The following is a 15,936-nucleotide window of genomic DNA, read 5'->3' as shown; positions in this document are numbered from 1 at the left end:
CGATGACCTCGTTGACCAGGGACCCGTCCGCGGGAGGCACGAAGCTCCTGGTCAACGAGGTCGTCGGCGTACCGGCCGGGATCGGCCAGGCCGCGCGGGTCGCCCGGGCGGACGCCTTCGACGCCTGGTTGGCAGCCCTGCTGCCGGCACGTGACGGCGTGGCGCTGCTCGCCGTCGGCGGCCTCGGGCGGCGGCAGTGCGCCCCGTACGGGGACCTGGACCTGGTGCTGCTGCACGCCGGGGTGCCCGGCACCGACGAACTGGCCGCCTCGCTGTGGTACCCGATCTGGGACGCCGGCCTGCGGCTGGACCACTCGGTGCGGACCGTCGCCGAGGCGCTCTCGGTGGCCCAGGACGACGTGAAGGTCGCCCTCGGGCTGCTCGACGCCCGGCTGATCGCCGGCGACGCGGAACTGGCCGCCGCACTGATCCGCACGGCGGCCGACCACTGGCGACGGACCGCCGTCCGCCAGTTGCCCGGTCTGCGGGAGATCACCGCCGCCCGCTGGCAGGCCCACGGCGAGCTGGCCTTTCTGCTCGAAGGCGACCTCAAGGAGGCCGCCGGCGGGCTACGTGACGTCGGTCTGCTGCGGGCCATCTCCGCCGCCGGGATCACCGACGCGCTGCGCCCCGCCGTACGCGCCGCCCACCTGCGCCTGCTGGACACCCGCGACGCCCTGCACCAGCAGGTCGGTCGCCGGGCCGACCGGCTGGTCGCCCAGGAACGCGACGGGGTGGCCGCCCTGCTGGGGCTACGACAACCCCAGCCCAACGGGTCCGACGCCGCGCGGCAGGGCGTCGTCGCGCATGACGGCGACGCCCTGCTGCGTCGGGTGGCCGGGGACGCCCGCACCGTCAGTCACGCCCTGGACGACGCGTTCCGCGCGGCCGACCGCCTACGCTCGGGCCGCTCCCGGAGCGCCGGCGGCCGACCGCAGCGACGCCCGGTGGCCCGCGACGTCGTCGAGCACGACGGCGAGCTGGTGCTGGCCCGCACCGCGATCGGGGCGCGCCCCGACCCGAGCCTGTCGCTGCGGGTGGCCGCCGCGGCGGCCAGCACCCGGCTGCCCATCGCGCGGGCCACCTGTGAGTGGCTGGCCGCGTACTGCCCGCCGCTGCCGTCGCCCTGGCCGGCCGAGGCCCGGGCCGCGCTCACCACCCTGCTCGGCGCCGGCGCCGGTCTGGTGCAGGCCTGGGAGACCTGCGACCGGTACGGCCTGGTCGACGGCTGGCTGCCCGAGTGGACCCGGCTGCGCAGCCTGCCCCAGCACAACCCCGTGCACCGGTTCACCCTGGACCGGCACCTGGTGCAGACCGCCTCCGAGGCCAGCCGGCACGCCCGCGAGGTGGAGCGGCCCGACCTGCTGCTGCTCGGCGCGCTCCTGCACGACGTCGGCAAGGGGTTGGCAGGCGATCACAGTGCGGTTGGCGTGCCGGTGGCCGAGGCGGTGGCGGCCCGGATCGGGCTGCCAGGGCCGGAGGTCACGCTGATCGGCACGATGGTGCGGTTGCATCTGCTGCTGCCCGACGTCGCCACCCGCCGGGATCTGGCCGACCCGGTGACCATCGCCGCGGTGGCCGAGGCGGTCGGCGACACCGGCACGCTCGACCTGCTGCACGCGCTGGTCCGCGCGGATGCGGCTGCGACCGGCCCGGCGGCCTGGTCGGACTGGAAGGGTCGGCTGGTAGCCGAGCTGGTCGCGCGGGTCCGGACCGCGCTGGACACCGGCGTGCTGCCCGAGCCGCCGGCCCCGGACCCGGCGCTGCTGGCCGGGCCGCTGCCGGTCGTACACCTGACCGGTGACCGGGTGGCGGTGGCCGCAGCCGACCGACGTGGCCTGCTCGCCACGGTGGCTGGCTGCCTGGCCCTGCACCGGCTGGAGGTGATCGCCGCGGACGCCTCGGCGGTCGACGGTCGCGCCCTGGTCGAGTGTCGGGTCCAACCCCGCTTCGGCCTGCCGCCGGACCCGGTGGCGCTCCGCGCCGACCTGCGCCGGGCGGTCGCCGGCGACGTGTCGGTCACCCAGCGGCTGCGCGGCCGTGCGCTCGCCACCCGGGGCGGCGGCGCTGCCCCCCGGGTGGTCTGGCACCGCGAGGCCGCCACCGACGCCGTGCTGCTGGAGTTGCGCGCCGCCGACGCCGCCGGGCTGCTCTACCGGGTCGCCTGCGCGCTCGACGAGGCGGGCGCGCTGGTCCGTGCGGCCCGCATCTCCACCCTCGGAGCGGACGTGGTCGACGCCTTCTACCTGGTGGGCGGTTGGCCGGACGACGCCACCCGGGCCCGTCTGGAAGCCGCCGTCCTCGCCGCCGTGTGACGCCCGCCGTCCGCGTTCGTCGGCGCGATCCGGGCCGGTCGCTCCGCGCGTGCGCCCGGGTCCGGTCGGAGCGACGCCGGGGCCGGTCGGAGTGACAAACGTGATGCTCCTGAGTCATCTTTATGCCTCAGAGGCATCACGCTCGAGGGAGGGTGCGGTGCCCTCCGCTGCCGCCGAGCCTCGCGGTTCCCGCCGCACACCGCTGACGGGATACGCCCGGGGGCGTAGTGGCGCGGCCGCTCCTGGACTCACGACGGATCGCGTCGGCGCGGGCAGAATGACGGCCATGCGAGCGATCTGGCGGCGGAAGCGGCAGAGGACGGCCACCGACGCCGTGCCCGCCCTGGTGCTGCTCGGGTTCGGGCTGCTCGCCACCGGCCTGGCCGGGAACAACCAGCCGGGTTCGAGACCGGTGGACGCCACCTGTCGGCTGTTGATCGCGCTCGCCGCACTGGCCCTGCTGATCCGACGGCAGGCCCCGGTGGCCACCCTCGCCGTGGTCACCGTGGCCACCGCGACGTACCTGGTTCTCGGCTACCCGTACGGGCCGATCCTGCTCACCTTCCTGGTCGCGGTGTACACGGTGGCGGTCCGGCTGCCGGTGCGCCCGGCGGCGCTCGCCACCGGGGGCGCGTTCGTGCTGCTGCTGGCCCACGTCTTCTGGTCCCGAGGGCCCGCCCCGGGTTGGGCCGGACTGCTGCCCGCGTCGGCCTGGGTGGTCGTACCGTTCGCGGTGGGGGTGGTGGTGCGGGTCAACCGCGAGGCCTCCGAGCGCGGTCGTGCCGAGCAGGCCCGCGATCGTGCCGAGCAGGCCCGGCGGCAGGCCGACGAGGAGCGGCTGCGCATCGCGCAGGAGGTGCACGACGTGGTGGGACACGGGCTGGCCGCGATCAGCATGCAGGCGGAGATCGCCCTGCACCTACTGCCGAAACGGCCCGAGCAGGCGGAGACGGCGCTGACCGCGATCAGCCGGACCAGCCGGGAGGCTCTGGACGAGCTGCGCGTCACCCTGGGTGCGGTGCGCCGGGGTGCCGCCCGGGATCCGGTGCCCGGCCTGGCCCGGCTCCCGGCGCTGCGTGACCGGCTCGCCGGGGCCGGGCTCGCCGTGCAGTTGCACGTGGTCGGTGACCCGCGGGAGTTGCCGGCGGCGGTGGACCTGGCTGCGTACCGGGTGGTGCAGGAGGCGTTGACGAACGTGCTGCGTCACGCCGGGGTGGCCGACGCGGAGGTGACCGTCGGCTACGGCTGCGACGAGGTGACCGTCGAGGTCGCCGACCGGGGTGGGGGCACCGACCGGATCGGGACCGGTCCGGTCGGGGACCAGAGCGGGCACGGTCTGGCCGGAATGCGGGAGCGGGTCGACGCCCTCGGCGGGCGGCTGGTCATCGGGCCACGCCCCGGCGGTGGGTTCCGGGTGCACGCCCGGCTGCCGGTGGAGGCGGCCCGATGATCCGGGTGCTGATCGCCGACGATCAGGACCTGGTCCGGCTCGGGCTGCGCGCGCTGGTGGAGAGCGAGGACGACCTGACGCTCGCCGGCGAGGCGGCCGACGGGCTACGCGCGGTGGCGTTGGCCCGCGAGGTTCGGCCGGACGTGGTGCTGATGGACATCCGGATGCCTGGCATCGACGGCATCGAGGCGACCCGGCGGATCGTCGCCGACCCCGACCTGACCGGTACGCGGGTGGTGGTGCTCACCACCTTCGAGCTGGACGAGTACGTCTTCGATGCGCTGCGGCACGGTGCGAGCGGCTTCCTCACCAAGGACACCCGGCCGGCCGAGTTGATACGGGCGATCCGGCTGGTCGCCGAGGGCGAGGCGCTGCTGTCCCCGTCGGTGACCCGTCGGGTGGTGCGGGAGTTCGCCACCCGTCCGTCCCGAGTCCCCCGTCCGCACCCGCGACTGGACGCGCTCACCGACCGGGAGCGTCAGGTGGTCGGGTTGGTCGGTGAGGGGCTGAACAACGACGAGATCGCCGCTCGGCTGGTGGTCAGCCCGGCGACCGCGCGAACCCACGTCAGCCGGGCGATGGGCAAGCTGGGAGCCCGGGACCGGGCCCAGCTCGTCGTGTTCGCGTACCAGTCGGGGTTGGTCTCGGGGTGACCTTCTCGGCGGCCCCGCGCGGACGGCGGCGGGGCACGGCCGGGGTGCCAGGGACGCGGGCCGGGCCGGGGCGACAGCGGCCGTGCGGCCGGCCCGCTACCCTTGCGGTGGCCGGACTCCGCACCACCGGCCGTGGGGTACCCGCCGTAACACTGACAAACGGGATGTTCGCGTGTTTGACACCTTGAGTGACCGCCTGTCCGGGATCTTCACCAAGCTCCGTGGCAAGGGTCGGCTCACCGACGCCGACATCGACGCCACCGCGCGCGAGATCCGCCTCGCGCTGCTGGAGGCGGACGTCGCGCTGCCGGTGGTGAAGGGCTTCATCGCGAACGTCAAGGAGCGGGCCCGCAGCTCCGAGGTCTCCCAGGCGCTGAACCCCGCCCAGCAGATCATCAAGATCGTCAACGACGAGCTGATCACCGTGCTCGGCGGTGAGGGCCGGCGGCTCCAGTTCGCCAAGCAGCCGCCGACGGTGATCATGCTGGCCGGCCTCCAGGGCTCCGGCAAGACCACCCTCGCCGGCAAGCTGGCCCGCTGGCTCAAGGCCCAGGGGCACCAGCCGCTGCTGGTCGCCGCCGACCTCCAGCGCCCCAACGCCGTCGGGCAGCTCCAGGTGCTCGGTGGCCGGGCCGGCGTCGAGGTGTACGCCCCGGAGCCCGGCAACGGCACCGGCGACCCGGTGCAGGTGGCCCGCGCCTCGATCGAGCACGCCAAGCGGGCGGCCCGGGACATCGTCATCGTCGACACCGCCGGCCGGCTCGGCATCGACACCGAGATGATGCAGCAGGCCGCCGACATCCGCGACGCCGTCCAGCCGGACGAGGTCATCTTCGTCATCGACGCGATGGTCGGTCAGGACGCCGTCCGCACCGCCGAGGCGTTCCGCGACGGCGTCGGCATCACCGGCGTGGTGCTCTCCAAGCTCGACGGCGACGCCCGCGGTGGCGCGGCGCTGTCGGTGCGTGAGGTGACGGGCCAGCCGATCCTGTTCGCCTCCACCGGCGAGAAGCTGGAGGACTTCGACGTCTTCCACCCCGACCGGATGGCCAGCCGGATCCTCGGCATGGGCGACGTCCTCACTCTGATCGAGCAGGCCGAGCAGGCCTTCGACTCCGATCAGAAGGAGAAGATGACCGCCAAGCTGATGGGCGGCGAACAGTTCACCCTGGACGACTTCCTCGACCAGCTCATCGCGGTGCGGCGGATGGGGCCGATCGCCAACGTGCTGGCCATGATGCCCGGCATGGGGCAGATGAAGGACCAGCTCGCCGAGCTGGACGACAGCCACTTCGACCGGGTCACCGCGATCATCCGCTCGATGACCCCTGGCGAGCGCACCACGCCGAAGATCATCAACGGCTCCCGGCGGGCGCGTATCGCCAACGGCTCCGGGGTCACCGTCATGGACGTCAACCAGCTGCTCAACCGCTTCGCCGACGCGCAGAAGATGATGAAGCAGATGGGCGGCATGATGGGCCTGCCCGGTGGTGGCCGACGCAAGGCGACCAAGTCGCCGAAGAACAAGCGTAAGGGCACCAAGGGTGGCGGTCGGCCGCGTACCGGGGTGGGCACCGGCGGTTTCCCGGCTGGCATGCCGCAGCTGCCGCCGGGGATGGACCCGAACGACCTGGCCGGCGGCCAGGGCCTGCCCCCGGGCTTCAAGCTCCCGAAGATCGACTTCAACAAGCTGGGCAAGGGCGGCGACAACCGCCCCCGCTGAGTGTCGATGACGTCGGGCGGCGTCGCGGGCGACGGGGTGATCGGGTAGGACTGTGCGCATGGCTCTTCATGTGCGCGGCGTGCTGCTCCCCGACGACGAGGCACGGGATCTCTGGCTGGTCGGCGACCGGGTGACCTTCACCCCGGTGCCCGGTGCGGAGACCGTCGTCGACGGCGGTTTCGTGCTGCCCGGGCTGGTCGACGCGCACTGCCACATCGGCATCGCCCGAGGTGGCGCCCCGATCACCTCGCTCGACCAGGCCCGCGAGTTGGCCCACACCGACCGGGACGCCGGGGTGCTGGCGATCCGCGACGCCGGCTCGCCGTACCCGTACCCCGAACTCGACGACGAACCGGACCTGCCGCGACTGGCCCGCGCGGGCCAGCATGTCGCCCCGCCGAAGCGCTACCTGCGCGACATCGGCGTGGAGGTCGACGCCACCGACGTGGCAGCGACGGTGGCCGCGCAGGCACGGGCCGGCAACGGCTGGGTCAAGCTGGTCGGCGACTGGATCGACCGGGGCATCGGCGATCTGGCGCCGACCTGGGACGCGGACACCCTCACCGCCGCCGTGCGGGTGGCGCACGACGCCGGGGTACGCGCCGCGGTGCACACCTTCTCCGAGTCCGCCGTCGAGATCATGGTGCGGGCCGGGGTGGACTCGGTTGAGCACGGCACCGGGCTCAGCCTCGACCTGATCGACGAGATGGCCCGCCAGGGCACCGCGCTGGTCCCCACAATGATCAACATCGCCACCTTCGGGGGCATCGCCGAGCAGGCGCGGGGCAAGTTCCCCGGGTACGCCGACCACATGCTCGCGCTGCGCGACGGCTTCCCCGAGGTGGTGCGTGCCGCCCACGAGGCAGGGGTTCCGATCTACGTGGGCACCGACGCCGGCGGCGGCATCGACCACGGGCTCGCCGCCGAGGAGATGCAGCTGCTGCACGAGCGGGCCGGCATGACACCCACCGACGTACTCGCCGCCGCCTCCTGGGGCGCCCGGGACTGGCTCGGCTTCCCCGGCCTGGTCGAAGGCGGCCTCGCCGACCTGACCGTCTACCCCGAAGACCCCCGTAGCGACCTGCGCGTCGTCCGCGCCCCGTCCCGCACGATCCTCCGCGGCCGCGTCATCCGCTAACCCCCGCGAGCGCCGGGCCGCGCCGCCCCGCGCCGCGCCGCGCCGCCCCGGGCCGCGCCGCGCCGGGCGGCAAGATCGCGCTCGAACCAGGATGTAGTGGCCTCGGCGTCGAGGGATGCCACTACATCCAGGATCGAGCGCGACCTTGATGCGGGCCGCGAGCACGCGGTGACGACGTTGTTGAAGAAGCCGCGAACCGGGAACGGTTCGGCCGAACCGGCCGGTGTCAGCGCGATCGACAGTCCGTCGAGCTGGGCCTGCCCGGTCGCGTCGAGGTCCGCCTCGGCGGGGCCGCTATCGCGGTCGACCTGCCAGAGGGAGGTCATGACGGCAGATGCCAACGTTGCCGCGCCCGAGCGCACTGCCCCGACGGGCGACGCATAGGATGTGCGGTCATGGCACGCGTGCTCACTCCCCGCGCGGAGGACTTCCCCCGCTGGTACCAGGACCTGATCGCCAAGGCGAAGCTGGCCGACAACGGCCCGGTCCGCGGCACGATGGTCATCCGACCGGCCGGCTACGCCATCTGGGAGCGTATGCAGGCCGAGATGGACGCCCGGATCAAGGCTGCCGGGGCGGAGAACGCGTACTTCCCGCTGTTCATCCCCGAGAGCTATCTCAAGCGCGAGGCGCAGCACGTCGAGGGCTTCTCACCGGAGCTGGCGGTGGTCACCCACGGTGGCGGCAAGAAGCTCGCCGAGCCGGTGGTGGTGCGCCCCACCAGCGAGACGGTCATCGGCGAGTTCATGGCCAAGTGGATCGACTCGTACCGGGACCTGCCGCTGCTGCTCAACCAGTGGGCCAACGTGGTCCGGTGGGAGCTGCGGCCACGGATCTTCCTGCGGACCAGCGAATTCCTCTGGCAGGAGGGGCACACCGCGCACGCCTCCCGTGCGGACGCCCGGGCCTACGCGCGGCGGATCCTGCACGAGGCGTACGAGGACCTGATGGTCAACGTGATCGGCATTCCGGTGGTGGTGGGCCTCAAGACGGCCCGTGAGCGCTTCGCCGGGGCGACCGCCACGTACACCTGCGAAGGCATGATGGGCGACGGCAAGGCGCTCCAGCTGGGCACCAGCCACGAGCTGGGCCAGAACTTCGCCAAGGCGTTCGACATCAGCTACTCCTCGGCCGAGGGTGGCCGGGAGCACGTCTGGACCACCTCCTGGGGCACCTCGACCCGGATGCTCGGTGGCCTGATCATGGCCCACGGCGACGACAACGGTCTGCGCGTGCCGCCGAGGCTGGCGCCGATCCAGGCGTACGTCATGATCGTCAAGGATGGCGACGGCGTGGGCGAGGCGGCGGCCAAGCTGCGCGACGGCCTGCGCGACGCCGGTGTCCGGGTCGCGCTCGACGACCGGACCGACACTCCGTTCGGCCGCCGTGCCGTCGACGCGGAGCTGCGCGGCTATCCGGTACGCGTCGAGGTCGGCCCCCGCGACCTGGCCGCCGGCAACGCGGTGGTGGTGCGACGCACCGACGGCTCGAAGGCCCCCACGCCGGTGGCCGACGTGGTCGGCGCGGTGCTCGCGGCGCTGGAGACGGACCAGCAGGTGCTGCACGACCAGGCGCTGGCCAACCGCGAGTCGCGCACCGTGGAGGTGGCCACCCTCGCCGAGGCGATCGAGGCCGCTGCCACCGGCTGGGCGCGGGTGCCGTGGTCGGCGGTCGGCGTGGCCGGCGAGGCCGAGGCGAACGGCCAGGGCGTCACCGTCCGCTGTCTGCTGCGCGCCGACGGCTCGGTGCCGGACTCCGAGGACGAGGCCGACCTGGTCGCGATCCTCGCCCGCGCCTACTGAGGTGCGTGCGAGCGGCCCGGTCGACCGGTTCGCCCCGGGTCGGCTGATCCTGCACCGCAACGTGCGGCACGGTCGGATCGGCTGGGTCCGGCCGGGCCGGGTGGTCGGCGACGACGAGCGGGGTCTGCTGGTCTGGATCGCCCGGGACTCCCCGGTCGCCCACGAGGTGACCGGGGCCGGGCTCGACATGCGCGCCGTGCCGTTCGCCCAGTGGATCTCGTCGGACTACCGGATGGCACACGGGCGTTGGAACGGGCCGCCGCTGCTGAAGTTCCTGCCCGCCGGGGCGGCGCACTCGGTCTGGTGGTTCCGCGACGCGCAGGGCCGGTTCACCCACTGGTACGTCAACCTCGAGGAGCCCGGAGTTCGCTGGGACGACGGCGACGTGGCCGGCGTCGACGTGATCGACCAGGACCTGGACGTGCTGGTCGCCCCGGACCTGAGCTGGCAGTGGAAGGACGAGGGTGAGTTCGTCGAGCGCCTGGCCTTCGGCAACGACTACTGGGTGACCGACGAGAAGGCGGTACGGGCCGAGGGGGAGCGGGTGATCGCGCTCGCCGAGGCGGGTGAGTTTCCGTTCGACGGCACCTGGTGCGACTTCGTACCGCCGGCTGAGTGGGACGTACCGGACGAACTTCCGTCGGGGTGGGACCGGCCGCCGGTGCGGTGAGAGGTGTTTCCGGTCACCGGTGACACGGTGTCCGGGTCCGATGCGAGGGATCGGCATCGGGTCTGGCAGAATGGGTCGCTGGTATCCGGCGCGCGTTCGGCGCCCTCTAACCCGGGCGCGTCGCCAGTCCACCGAGTAGTCTCCGGCCCAACCCCACTGTGCCGTCGGCGCTCACCCATACACACCGCCCGTGTCGGGCTGGTGAGATCGCAACAGGAGCGAAACAACTGTGGCCGTAAAGATCCGGCTCCTGCGGATGGGTAAGATCCGCAACCCGCAGTACCGCATCGTCATCGCCGACTCGCGCACCAAGCGTGACGGCCGGGCGATCGAGTTCGTCGGGGTGTACCAGCCGAAGGAGGACCCTTCGGTCATCGAGGTCAAGTCGGAGCGGGTCCAGTACTGGCTGTCCGTCGGCGCTCAGCCGAGCGAGGCGGTGCAGCGGCTGCTGGAGCTGACCGGTGACTGGCAGAAGTTCAAGGGCCTGCCGGCCCCGCCGCCGCTGCTGGTCGCCCCCGAGCGGGTCGACCGCAAGGCGGCGTACGAGGCTGAGGCGAAGGCCGCCGCCGGGCTCGCCCCGGAGACCCCGGCCAAGCCGGCCAAGAAGGCCGCCAAGGCCACTGAGGCGCCGAAGACCGACGCTCCGGCCGAGGCTCCGAAGGCTGAGGCTCCGAAGGCCGAGGCTTCGGCCGACGCGCCGGAGACCGAGGCGCCGGCCGCTGCTGCCGACGCCGGTGAGCAGGCCTGACATGCCGCTGCGTCCGGCGTTGGAGCACCTGGTCAAGGGCATCGTCGACCACCCGGACGACGTCCGGGTACGGATGGTCGATTCCCGTCGGGGCAAGCGGCTGGAAGTCCGCGTGCACCCCGAGGACCTCGGCACTGTGATCGGGCGGTCCGGCCGGACCGCCAAGGCGCTGCGCCAGGTGATCGGCTCCATCGGCGGGCGCGGGGTCCGCGTCGACATCGTCGACTCGTACTGATGCAGCTCGTCGTCGGCAGGATCGGCAAGCCGCACGGTGTCCGCGGTGAGGTCACCGTGGAGGTACGGACCGACGAGCCTGAAGCACGGTTCGCCCCCGGTTTGGTGTTGCGCACCGAGCCGGGGGCGGTTCCGTCGCCCGAGCCGTCGGACGGCCCCGGCGTGCCGTTCCGGGTTCCCGCCGAGCTGACCATCGAGGCGGCGCGCTTCCACCAGGGGCGGATGCTCGTCGCGTTCGACGGCGTACTGGACCGCGACGGCGCCGAGGCGCTGCGCGGCACCCTGCTCGTGGTGGACAGCACGGATGTGGAGCCACCGGAGGACCCGGAGGAGTTCCACGACCACCAGCTGGTCGGGCTGGCCGTGGTGACCCCGGCCGGTGAGCGGCTGGGCGAGGTGGCCCGGATCGACCACGCGCCCTCTTCCGACCTGCTGGTGCTGCGGCGCCCCGAGGGTCGTACCGCGCTGATCCCGTTCGTCCGGGCGATCGTTCCGGAGGTCGACCTGGCCGGTGGACGCGTGATCGTCGACCCGCCGGCCGGCCTGCTCGATCTTTAGGGGCCATTCCCGCATGCGCGTCGACGTCGTGTCGATCTTTCCGGAGTACTTCGCCCCGTTGGACCTGTCGCTGATCGGGCGCGCCCGGGCCAACGGCGTACTCCAGCTGGCCGTGCACGACCTGCGGACCTGGACGCACGACGTGCACCGCACGGTCGACGACACCCCCTACGGTGGCGGCCCGGGAATGGTGATGCGCCCGGAGCCGTGGGGTGAGGCGCTGGACGCACTCGCGTCGGCGCAGGCCCCGCCGCCCCGCCTGCTGGTGCCGTCGCCGGCCGGTGTGCCGTTCACCCAGGCCATGGCGTACGAGCTGGCCGCCGAGCCGCACCTGCTCTTCGCCTGTGGCCGGTACGAGGGAATCGACCAGCGGGTACTGGCGCACGCCGCGACCCGGATGCCGGTCACCGAGGTGTCGCTCGGCGACTATGTGCTCTTCGGCGGCGAGGTGGCGGTGCTGGTGATCCTGGAGGCGGTCACGCGGCTGCTGCCCGGTGTGCTGGGCAACGCCGGCTCGCTCGACGAGGAGTCGCACGCGCACGGGCTGCTGGAGGCGCCGATCTATACCAAGCCGCCGAGCTGGCGCGGGCACGAGGTGCCCGACGTGCTCCGCTCCGGCGACCACGGGAAGATCGCCCGCTGGCGGCGCGAGGAGGGACTGCTTCGCACCGCCGCCCACCGTCCGGATCTGCTGGCCGCATTGCCCCCCGATCGGCTCGACAAACGGGACGTCGCGGCGTTGGACCGGGCCGGATTTCAGCCGCCGCCGACGGATGTGGCAAAGTAGAGGGGTTGCCGCAACCGTCCGCGCCCGTGGGCGGCTGCGAGGATCCCCGACCGGGTCGGCCCGCCGACGTCACCCGGGGATCAGAATCACCCACCCGCGCACCGAGTGACGGTGCGCCGTGAGCCCTACGAGGACGCAGCGATGAACATCCTGGACGCCCTTGACGCCCAGTCGAAGCGGACCGACCTTCCCGACTTCCGGGCCGGTGACACCGTCAAGGTGCACGCCCGCGTCGTCGAGGGCAACCGGTCCCGTGTCCAGATCTTCCAGGGCGTCGTGATCCGCCGCCAGGGTGACGGTCTGCGCGAGACCTTCTCGGTCCGCAAGGTCAGCTTCGGTGTCGGTGTCGAGCGGACCTACCCGCTCAACGGCCCGGGCATCGACCGGATCGAGATCGTGACCCGCGGTGCCGTGCGCCGCGCCAAGCTCTACTATCTGCGCGAGCTGCGCGGCAAGAAGGCCAAGATCAAGGAGAAGCGGGAGAAGCAGCCCAGCTGACTCCCCGCTCGCCACGCCGCCTGATCTGCGCGTATGCCGTACCGACCGGACCGCACTACCCTGGTCGTACGGGCGCAGCGAGGCGGCGGCCCCGCCGACGTGGCGGGCAGCCGTCCACAACCGCCCGTGGAGCCTCGACGAGGCTCCCGGGCGGTGGTGTTTCTGCGGACCGGGGAGTGGCGTGGTGCAGACGCTTGACGAGGACAGCGCCGTCGATCCGTGGCGCCGACGGGCCCGCCGCAGCCGTCGGCAGATGCCCCTCTGGCAGGAGCTCCCGCTGCTGCTGGTCGTCGCGTTCTGCCTCGCGGTGCTGATCCGCACCTTCCTGCTCCAGGCGTTCTTCATCCCGTCCGGCTCGATGGAGGACACCCTCCTCATCGGGGACCGGGTGCTGGTCAACAAGGTCGTCTACGACGTCCGCGACCCGGTGCGCGGCGAGGTGGTGGTCTTCCGGGGCACCGACCGCTGGGCGCCGCAGGTCGACGACCAGCCGGAGCCGGGTTTCGCCGGCAAGCTCGCCCGGACCGTCGGCGACCTGGTCGGGGTGAGCCGCCCCGGCGAGAAGGACTTCATCAAGCGGGTGATCGGCCTTCCCGGTGACCGGGTCGCGTGCTGCGACAGTCAGGGCCGGGTCACCGTCAACGGCGCGCCGCTGGACGAGCCGTACGTGCTGCGGAACTCCCCTCTGGACCTGCCGCCCAACCCGGGGGAGTGCCGCTCCCGGCGTTTCGACGAGGTCGTCGTACCGCCGGGTCAGATCTTCGTGATGGGCGACCATCGGGAGGTTTCCCAGGACGCGCGCTGTCAGGGCCCGGTGCCGATCGACAACGTGGTCGGCCGGGCGTTTCTGGTGGTCTGGCCGTCCTCCCGGTGGGATCCGCTGTCGGTGCCGTCGACGTTCGACGACGTGCCCGGGCCGGCCGCCGCGTCCTCCGGGGTGCCTCCGGTCCGACCGACCCCGCAGGCCGATGTGCTGCTACTTCTCCCGTTGGCCACCGCGCTGCGGGGTTCCCGCGCGTTCCGGACGGTGACGTCCAGTCCGGCAACGTAGGCTCCTTGGCGTGATTGACGAGCAGACCGACAAGCCCCGCAGCTCCTTCTGGAAGGAGCTGCCGATCCTCCTGGGTGTGGCGATCCTGGTCGCGGTGCTGGTCCGCGCCTTCGTGCTGCAGACCTTCTTCATCCCCTCCCCGTCCATGGAGAACACCCTCAAGATCGATGATCGGGTGTTGGTCAACAAGCTGGTCTACGACTTCCGGTCACCGCACCGCGGTGAGGTGGTCGTTTTCAAGGCGCCGATCGAGTGGAGCGGCAACCCCAAGGGTGAGGACTTCATCAAGCGGGTGATCGGTGTCGGCGGCGACCACGTGGTCTGTTGCGACCCGGAGGACCGGTTGATGATCAACGGCAAGTCGCTCGACGAGCCGTACATCTTCTCGTTGGACGGGGTCCGCGACAAGCCGGCCGACCAGGAGTTCGACATCACCGTCCCGAAGGGGCGGCTGTGGGTGATGGGCGACCACCGCTCCGCCTCCGGCGACTCGCTGGAGCACTGGCAGCAGTCCGGCCAGAACATCACCGAGGCCACCATCGAGGAGGACGAGGTGATCGGGCGGGCGTTCACGGTCTTCTGGCCGGTCAACCGGGCCACCTGGCTGACCGTGCCGAAGCAGTACGAGGGCATTGGGAAGCCGTAGGCCGACCGGGGCGTGGGCGATTCGCGGCCGGTCTGGCAGGCTGGGGCGGTGACCCTCTACACCCCTCGACGGGGGGCCCGCGTGCTGCTCGTCGACGCGGCCGGCCGGGTGCTGCTCTTCGACGGCTTCGACCCGGCGCGCCCCGAGCACCGGTACTGGTTCACCCCTGGCGGCGGGCTTGATCCGGCGGAGTCTCCGGCGGCGGGCGCGGCACGTGAGTTGGCCGAGGAGACCGGCCTGCGGCTGGATCCGGCCGAGCTCGGTGAGCCGGTCTGGTCCGACACCACCGAGTTCTCGTTCAACGGGGTCCTGTATCGCCAGGAGCAGGACTTCTTCCTGCTCCTGGTGCCGTCGTGGGAGGTCGACACCGCGGGCTTCGACGACATCGAGCGCGGCAGCATCGCCGGGCACCGCTGGTGGGCGCCGGCCGAGCTGGCGGCCAGCGGTGAGCGGTACTACCCGCCCGACCTGCCGGCCCTGCTGACCCGGCTGCTGGACGCCGACGCCGGTCGCGAGGGGGCGTCGTGCTGACCCCACCGCGGACCGTCGTGCGCCGGGAAGCCGGGTTGTACGCGTTGGAACGGGCGCTGCAACGGCGCGGCTTCCGGCAGGTGGCCGGCGCCGACGAGGCCGGCCGGGGCGCGTGCGCCGGTCCCCTGGTCGCCGCCGCGGCGATCCTCCCCGAGGGGCGGCCCGGCGAGATCGACGGGCTGGCCGACTCCAAGCTGCTGACCCCGGCAAGCCGGGAGAGGGTATACGCGGAGGTCGTGGACCGCGCACTGGCGTACGCCGTGGTGGTCATTCCCGCCGAGGAGGTCGACGCCCGAGGGCTGCACGTGTGCAACCTCGCCGCGATGCGTCGGGCGCTCGCCTCGCTGCCCACCCGACCGGAGTACGTGCTGACCGACGGCTTCGGCGTGGACGGCCTGGGCGTGCCGGGGCTGGCGGTGTGGAAGGGCGACCGGGTGGCGGCCTGTGTGGCGGCGGCCAGCGTGTTGGCCAAGGTCACCCGGGACCGGCTCATGGTGGAGATGGACGGGGTGTTTCCGGCGTACGGCTTCGCCGAGCACAAGGGCTACATCACCCCGGAGCACACGGCGGCGCTGCGGGAGCACGGGCCGTGTCGCGAGCACCGGTTCTCGTACGTCAATGTCGCCACGATCTCCGGCCGGGACGGCCGGCCGCCGCGCTCCCGTCGGCCCGTCGGACCGGGCCCGGACGAGCCGATGGAGCGCTCCTGGGCGCCAGGGAGTACCGTCGGCGTGGCGTTGGGCGAGCAGCCTCGGCCTCCGGCGCCGGTGGGGGAAGATGTGGTCATGGAAGGCGGAGTGCGATGAGCGCGGAAGATCTCGAGAAGTACGAGACCGAGATGGAGCTGCAGCTCTACCGGGAGTACCGCGACATCGTCCGCCAGTTCTCCTACGTGGTGGAGACGGAACGCCGGTTCTACCTGGCCAACCAGGTCGACCTGCACGTGCGCAACTCCGACGGCGAGGTCTATTTCGAGGTCGAGATGCACGATGCCTGGGTGTGGGATATGTACAGGCCTGCCCGCTTCGTGAAGAACGTCCGAGTGATGACCTTCAAGGACGTCAACGTCGAGGAGTTGGAGAAGCCGGACATCTCGCTCCCCGCCGACTCGGGCTTCGGCGGCTGACCGCAC

General features: G+C 72.6%; 18 protein-coding genes. 17 read left to right on the top strand and 1 reads right to left on the bottom strand.

Annotated features, from left to right (window positions below; translation table 11 throughout):
• Window positions 1-2 precede the first annotated feature (2 nt).
• The 5 genes from ACLJN9_RS20525 to ACLJN9_RS20505 all read left to right on the top strand — a co-directional run bounded on the left by ACLJN9_RS20525 (window position 3) and on the right by ACLJN9_RS20505 (window position 7,279).
• Entirely contained in the window at window positions 3-2,315 is a 2,313-nt protein-coding gene (locus ACLJN9_RS20525) for a [protein-PII] uridylyltransferase (protein ID WP_410813074.1), read from the top strand.
• A gap of 286 nt (window positions 2,316-2,601) precedes the next feature.
• Complete coding sequence (locus ACLJN9_RS20520) at window positions 2,602-3,765, top strand: sensor histidine kinase (protein WP_410813073.1); 1,164 nt, start codon at window positions 2,602-2,604, stop codon at window positions 3,763-3,765.
• The gene (locus tag ACLJN9_RS20515; protein WP_410813072.1) at window positions 3,762-4,418 is read left to right on the top strand and encodes a response regulator transcription factor; all 657 of its coding nucleotides are present in this window, start codon (window positions 3,762-3,764) and stop codon (window positions 4,416-4,418) included. Before ACLJN9_RS20520 ends, ACLJN9_RS20515 begins: the two co-directional genes overlap by 4 nt.
• Window positions 4,419-4,590: 172 nt before the next feature.
• The gene (gene ffh / locus ACLJN9_RS20510; RefSeq protein ID WP_410813071.1) at window positions 4,591-6,141 is read left to right on the top strand and encodes a signal recognition particle protein; all 1,551 of its coding nucleotides are present in this window, start codon (window positions 4,591-4,593) and stop codon (window positions 6,139-6,141) included.
• A 58-nt stretch (window positions 6,142-6,199) separates the two neighbouring features.
• A complete protein-coding gene (locus tag ACLJN9_RS20505) occupies window positions 6,200-7,279 on the top strand; it encodes an amidohydrolase family protein (protein ID WP_410813070.1) in 1,080 nt (359 codons plus the stop codon).
• Here the strand turns inward: ACLJN9_RS20505 and ACLJN9_RS20500 are convergent.
• A complete protein-coding gene (locus ACLJN9_RS20500) occupies window positions 7,276-7,605 on the bottom strand; it encodes a hypothetical protein (RefSeq protein WP_410813069.1) in 330 nt (109 codons plus the stop codon). The genes ACLJN9_RS20505 and ACLJN9_RS20500 overlap by 4 nt on opposite strands.
• A 69-nt stretch (window positions 7,606-7,674) precedes the next feature.
• Here ACLJN9_RS20500 and proS point away from each other — a divergent pair, with 69 nt between their 5' ends.
• The 12 genes from proS (at window position 7,675) to ACLJN9_RS20440 (ending at window position 15,930) form a co-directional block, all read left to right on the top strand.
• Entirely contained in the window at window positions 7,675-9,081 is a 1,407-nt protein-coding gene (proS, locus tag ACLJN9_RS20495; RefSeq protein ID WP_410813068.1) for a proline--tRNA ligase, read from the top strand.
• 1 nt (window position 9,082) lies between these two features.
• The gene (locus ACLJN9_RS20490; RefSeq protein ID WP_410813067.1) at window positions 9,083-9,751 is read left to right on the top strand and encodes a DUF402 domain-containing protein; all 669 of its coding nucleotides are present in this window, start codon (window positions 9,083-9,085) and stop codon (window positions 9,749-9,751) included.
• A gap of 229 nt (window positions 9,752-9,980) precedes the next feature.
• Window positions 9,981-10,499, top strand: a complete 519-nt coding sequence (rpsP, locus tag ACLJN9_RS20485) for a 30S ribosomal protein S16 (protein WP_410813066.1) — start codon at window positions 9,981-9,983, stop codon at window positions 10,497-10,499.
• On the top strand, window positions 10,474-10,734 hold the full coding sequence (locus tag ACLJN9_RS20480) for an RNA-binding protein (RefSeq protein WP_172862164.1): 261 nt from the start codon (window positions 10,474-10,476) through the stop codon (window positions 10,732-10,734). The genes rpsP and ACLJN9_RS20480 overlap by 26 nt, the downstream gene beginning before the upstream one ends.
• Window positions 10,734-11,291 carry a ribosome maturation factor RimM gene (gene rimM / locus ACLJN9_RS20475; protein ID WP_410813065.1) on the top strand — a complete coding sequence of 186 codons (558 nt, stop codon included), beginning with the start codon at window positions 10,734-10,736 and terminating at the stop codon, window positions 11,289-11,291. Before ACLJN9_RS20480 ends, rimM begins: the two co-directional genes overlap by 1 nt.
• A gap of 13 nt (window positions 11,292-11,304) precedes the next feature.
• Complete coding sequence (gene trmD, locus ACLJN9_RS20470) at window positions 11,305-12,078, top strand: tRNA (guanosine(37)-N1)-methyltransferase TrmD (protein ID WP_410813064.1); 774 nt, start codon at window positions 11,305-11,307, stop codon at window positions 12,076-12,078.
• Window positions 12,079-12,219: 141 nt separating this feature from the next.
• Window positions 12,220-12,576 (top strand): 50S ribosomal protein L19, encoded by a 357-nt coding sequence (gene rplS / locus ACLJN9_RS20465; protein WP_074317771.1) that lies wholly within the window; start codon window positions 12,220-12,222, stop codon window positions 12,574-12,576.
• A gap of 181 nt (window positions 12,577-12,757) precedes the next feature.
• The gene (gene lepB, locus ACLJN9_RS20460) at window positions 12,758-13,627 is read left to right on the top strand and encodes a signal peptidase I (RefSeq protein ID WP_410813063.1); all 870 of its coding nucleotides are present in this window, start codon (window positions 12,758-12,760) and stop codon (window positions 13,625-13,627) included.
• Window positions 13,628-13,637: 10 nt separating this feature from the next.
• Window positions 13,638-14,273 (top strand): signal peptidase I, encoded by a 636-nt coding sequence (lepB, locus tag ACLJN9_RS20455; protein ID WP_410813062.1) that lies wholly within the window; start codon window positions 13,638-13,640, stop codon window positions 14,271-14,273.
• Between the two features lie 48 nt (window positions 14,274-14,321).
• Window positions 14,322-14,804, top strand: a complete 483-nt coding sequence (locus ACLJN9_RS20450; protein ID WP_410813061.1) for an NUDIX hydrolase — start codon at window positions 14,322-14,324, stop codon at window positions 14,802-14,804.
• Window positions 14,798-15,610 (top strand): ribonuclease HII, encoded by an 813-nt coding sequence (locus ACLJN9_RS20445; RefSeq protein WP_410813060.1) that lies wholly within the window; start codon window positions 14,798-14,800, stop codon window positions 15,608-15,610. Before ACLJN9_RS20450 ends, ACLJN9_RS20445 begins: the two co-directional genes overlap by 7 nt.
• Window positions 15,607-15,930 carry a DUF2469 domain-containing protein gene (locus ACLJN9_RS20440; protein WP_007075222.1) on the top strand — a complete coding sequence of 108 codons (324 nt, stop codon included), beginning with the start codon at window positions 15,607-15,609 and terminating at the stop codon, window positions 15,928-15,930. Before ACLJN9_RS20445 ends, ACLJN9_RS20440 begins: the two co-directional genes overlap by 4 nt.
• Window positions 15,931-15,936 lie beyond the last annotated feature (6 nt).

Origin of the sequence: Micromonospora sp. 067-2 (genome assembly GCF_046549295.1) — a bacterium.
In the GTDB taxonomy this organism is placed as follows: domain Bacteria; phylum Actinomycetota; class Actinomycetes; order Mycobacteriales; family Micromonosporaceae; genus Micromonospora.
Note: the sequence above shows the minus strand (reverse complement) of the source record. Positions and strands in the feature narration are given on the sequence as shown.

Coding starts and splice junctions, on each gene's coding strand:
- ACLJN9_RS20525 (WP_410813074.1), top strand. CDS start 3: ATGACCTCGTTGACCAGGGACCCGTCCGCGGGAGGCACGAAGCTCCTG.
- ACLJN9_RS20520 (WP_410813073.1), top strand. CDS start 2,602: ATGCGAGCGATCTGGCGGCGGAAGCGGCAGAGGACGGCCACCGACGCC.
- ACLJN9_RS20515 (WP_410813072.1), top strand. CDS start 3,762: ATGATCCGGGTGCTGATCGCCGACGATCAGGACCTGGTCCGGCTCGGG.
- ACLJN9_RS20505 (WP_410813070.1), top strand. CDS start 6,200: ATGGCTCTTCATGTGCGCGGCGTGCTGCTCCCCGACGACGAGGCACGG.
- ACLJN9_RS20500 (WP_410813069.1), bottom strand. CDS start 7,605: ATGACCTCCCTCTGGCAGGTCGACCGCGATAGCGGCCCCGCCGAGGCG.
- proS (WP_410813068.1), top strand. CDS start 7,675: ATGGCACGCGTGCTCACTCCCCGCGCGGAGGACTTCCCCCGCTGGTAC.
- rimM (WP_410813065.1), top strand. CDS start 10,734: ATGCAGCTCGTCGTCGGCAGGATCGGCAAGCCGCACGGTGTCCGCGGT.
- trmD (WP_410813064.1), top strand. CDS start 11,305: ATGCGCGTCGACGTCGTGTCGATCTTTCCGGAGTACTTCGCCCCGTTG.
- rplS (WP_074317771.1), top strand. CDS start 12,220: ATGAACATCCTGGACGCCCTTGACGCCCAGTCGAAGCGGACCGACCTT.
- ACLJN9_RS20440 (WP_007075222.1), top strand. CDS start 15,607: ATGAGCGCGGAAGATCTCGAGAAGTACGAGACCGAGATGGAGCTGCAG.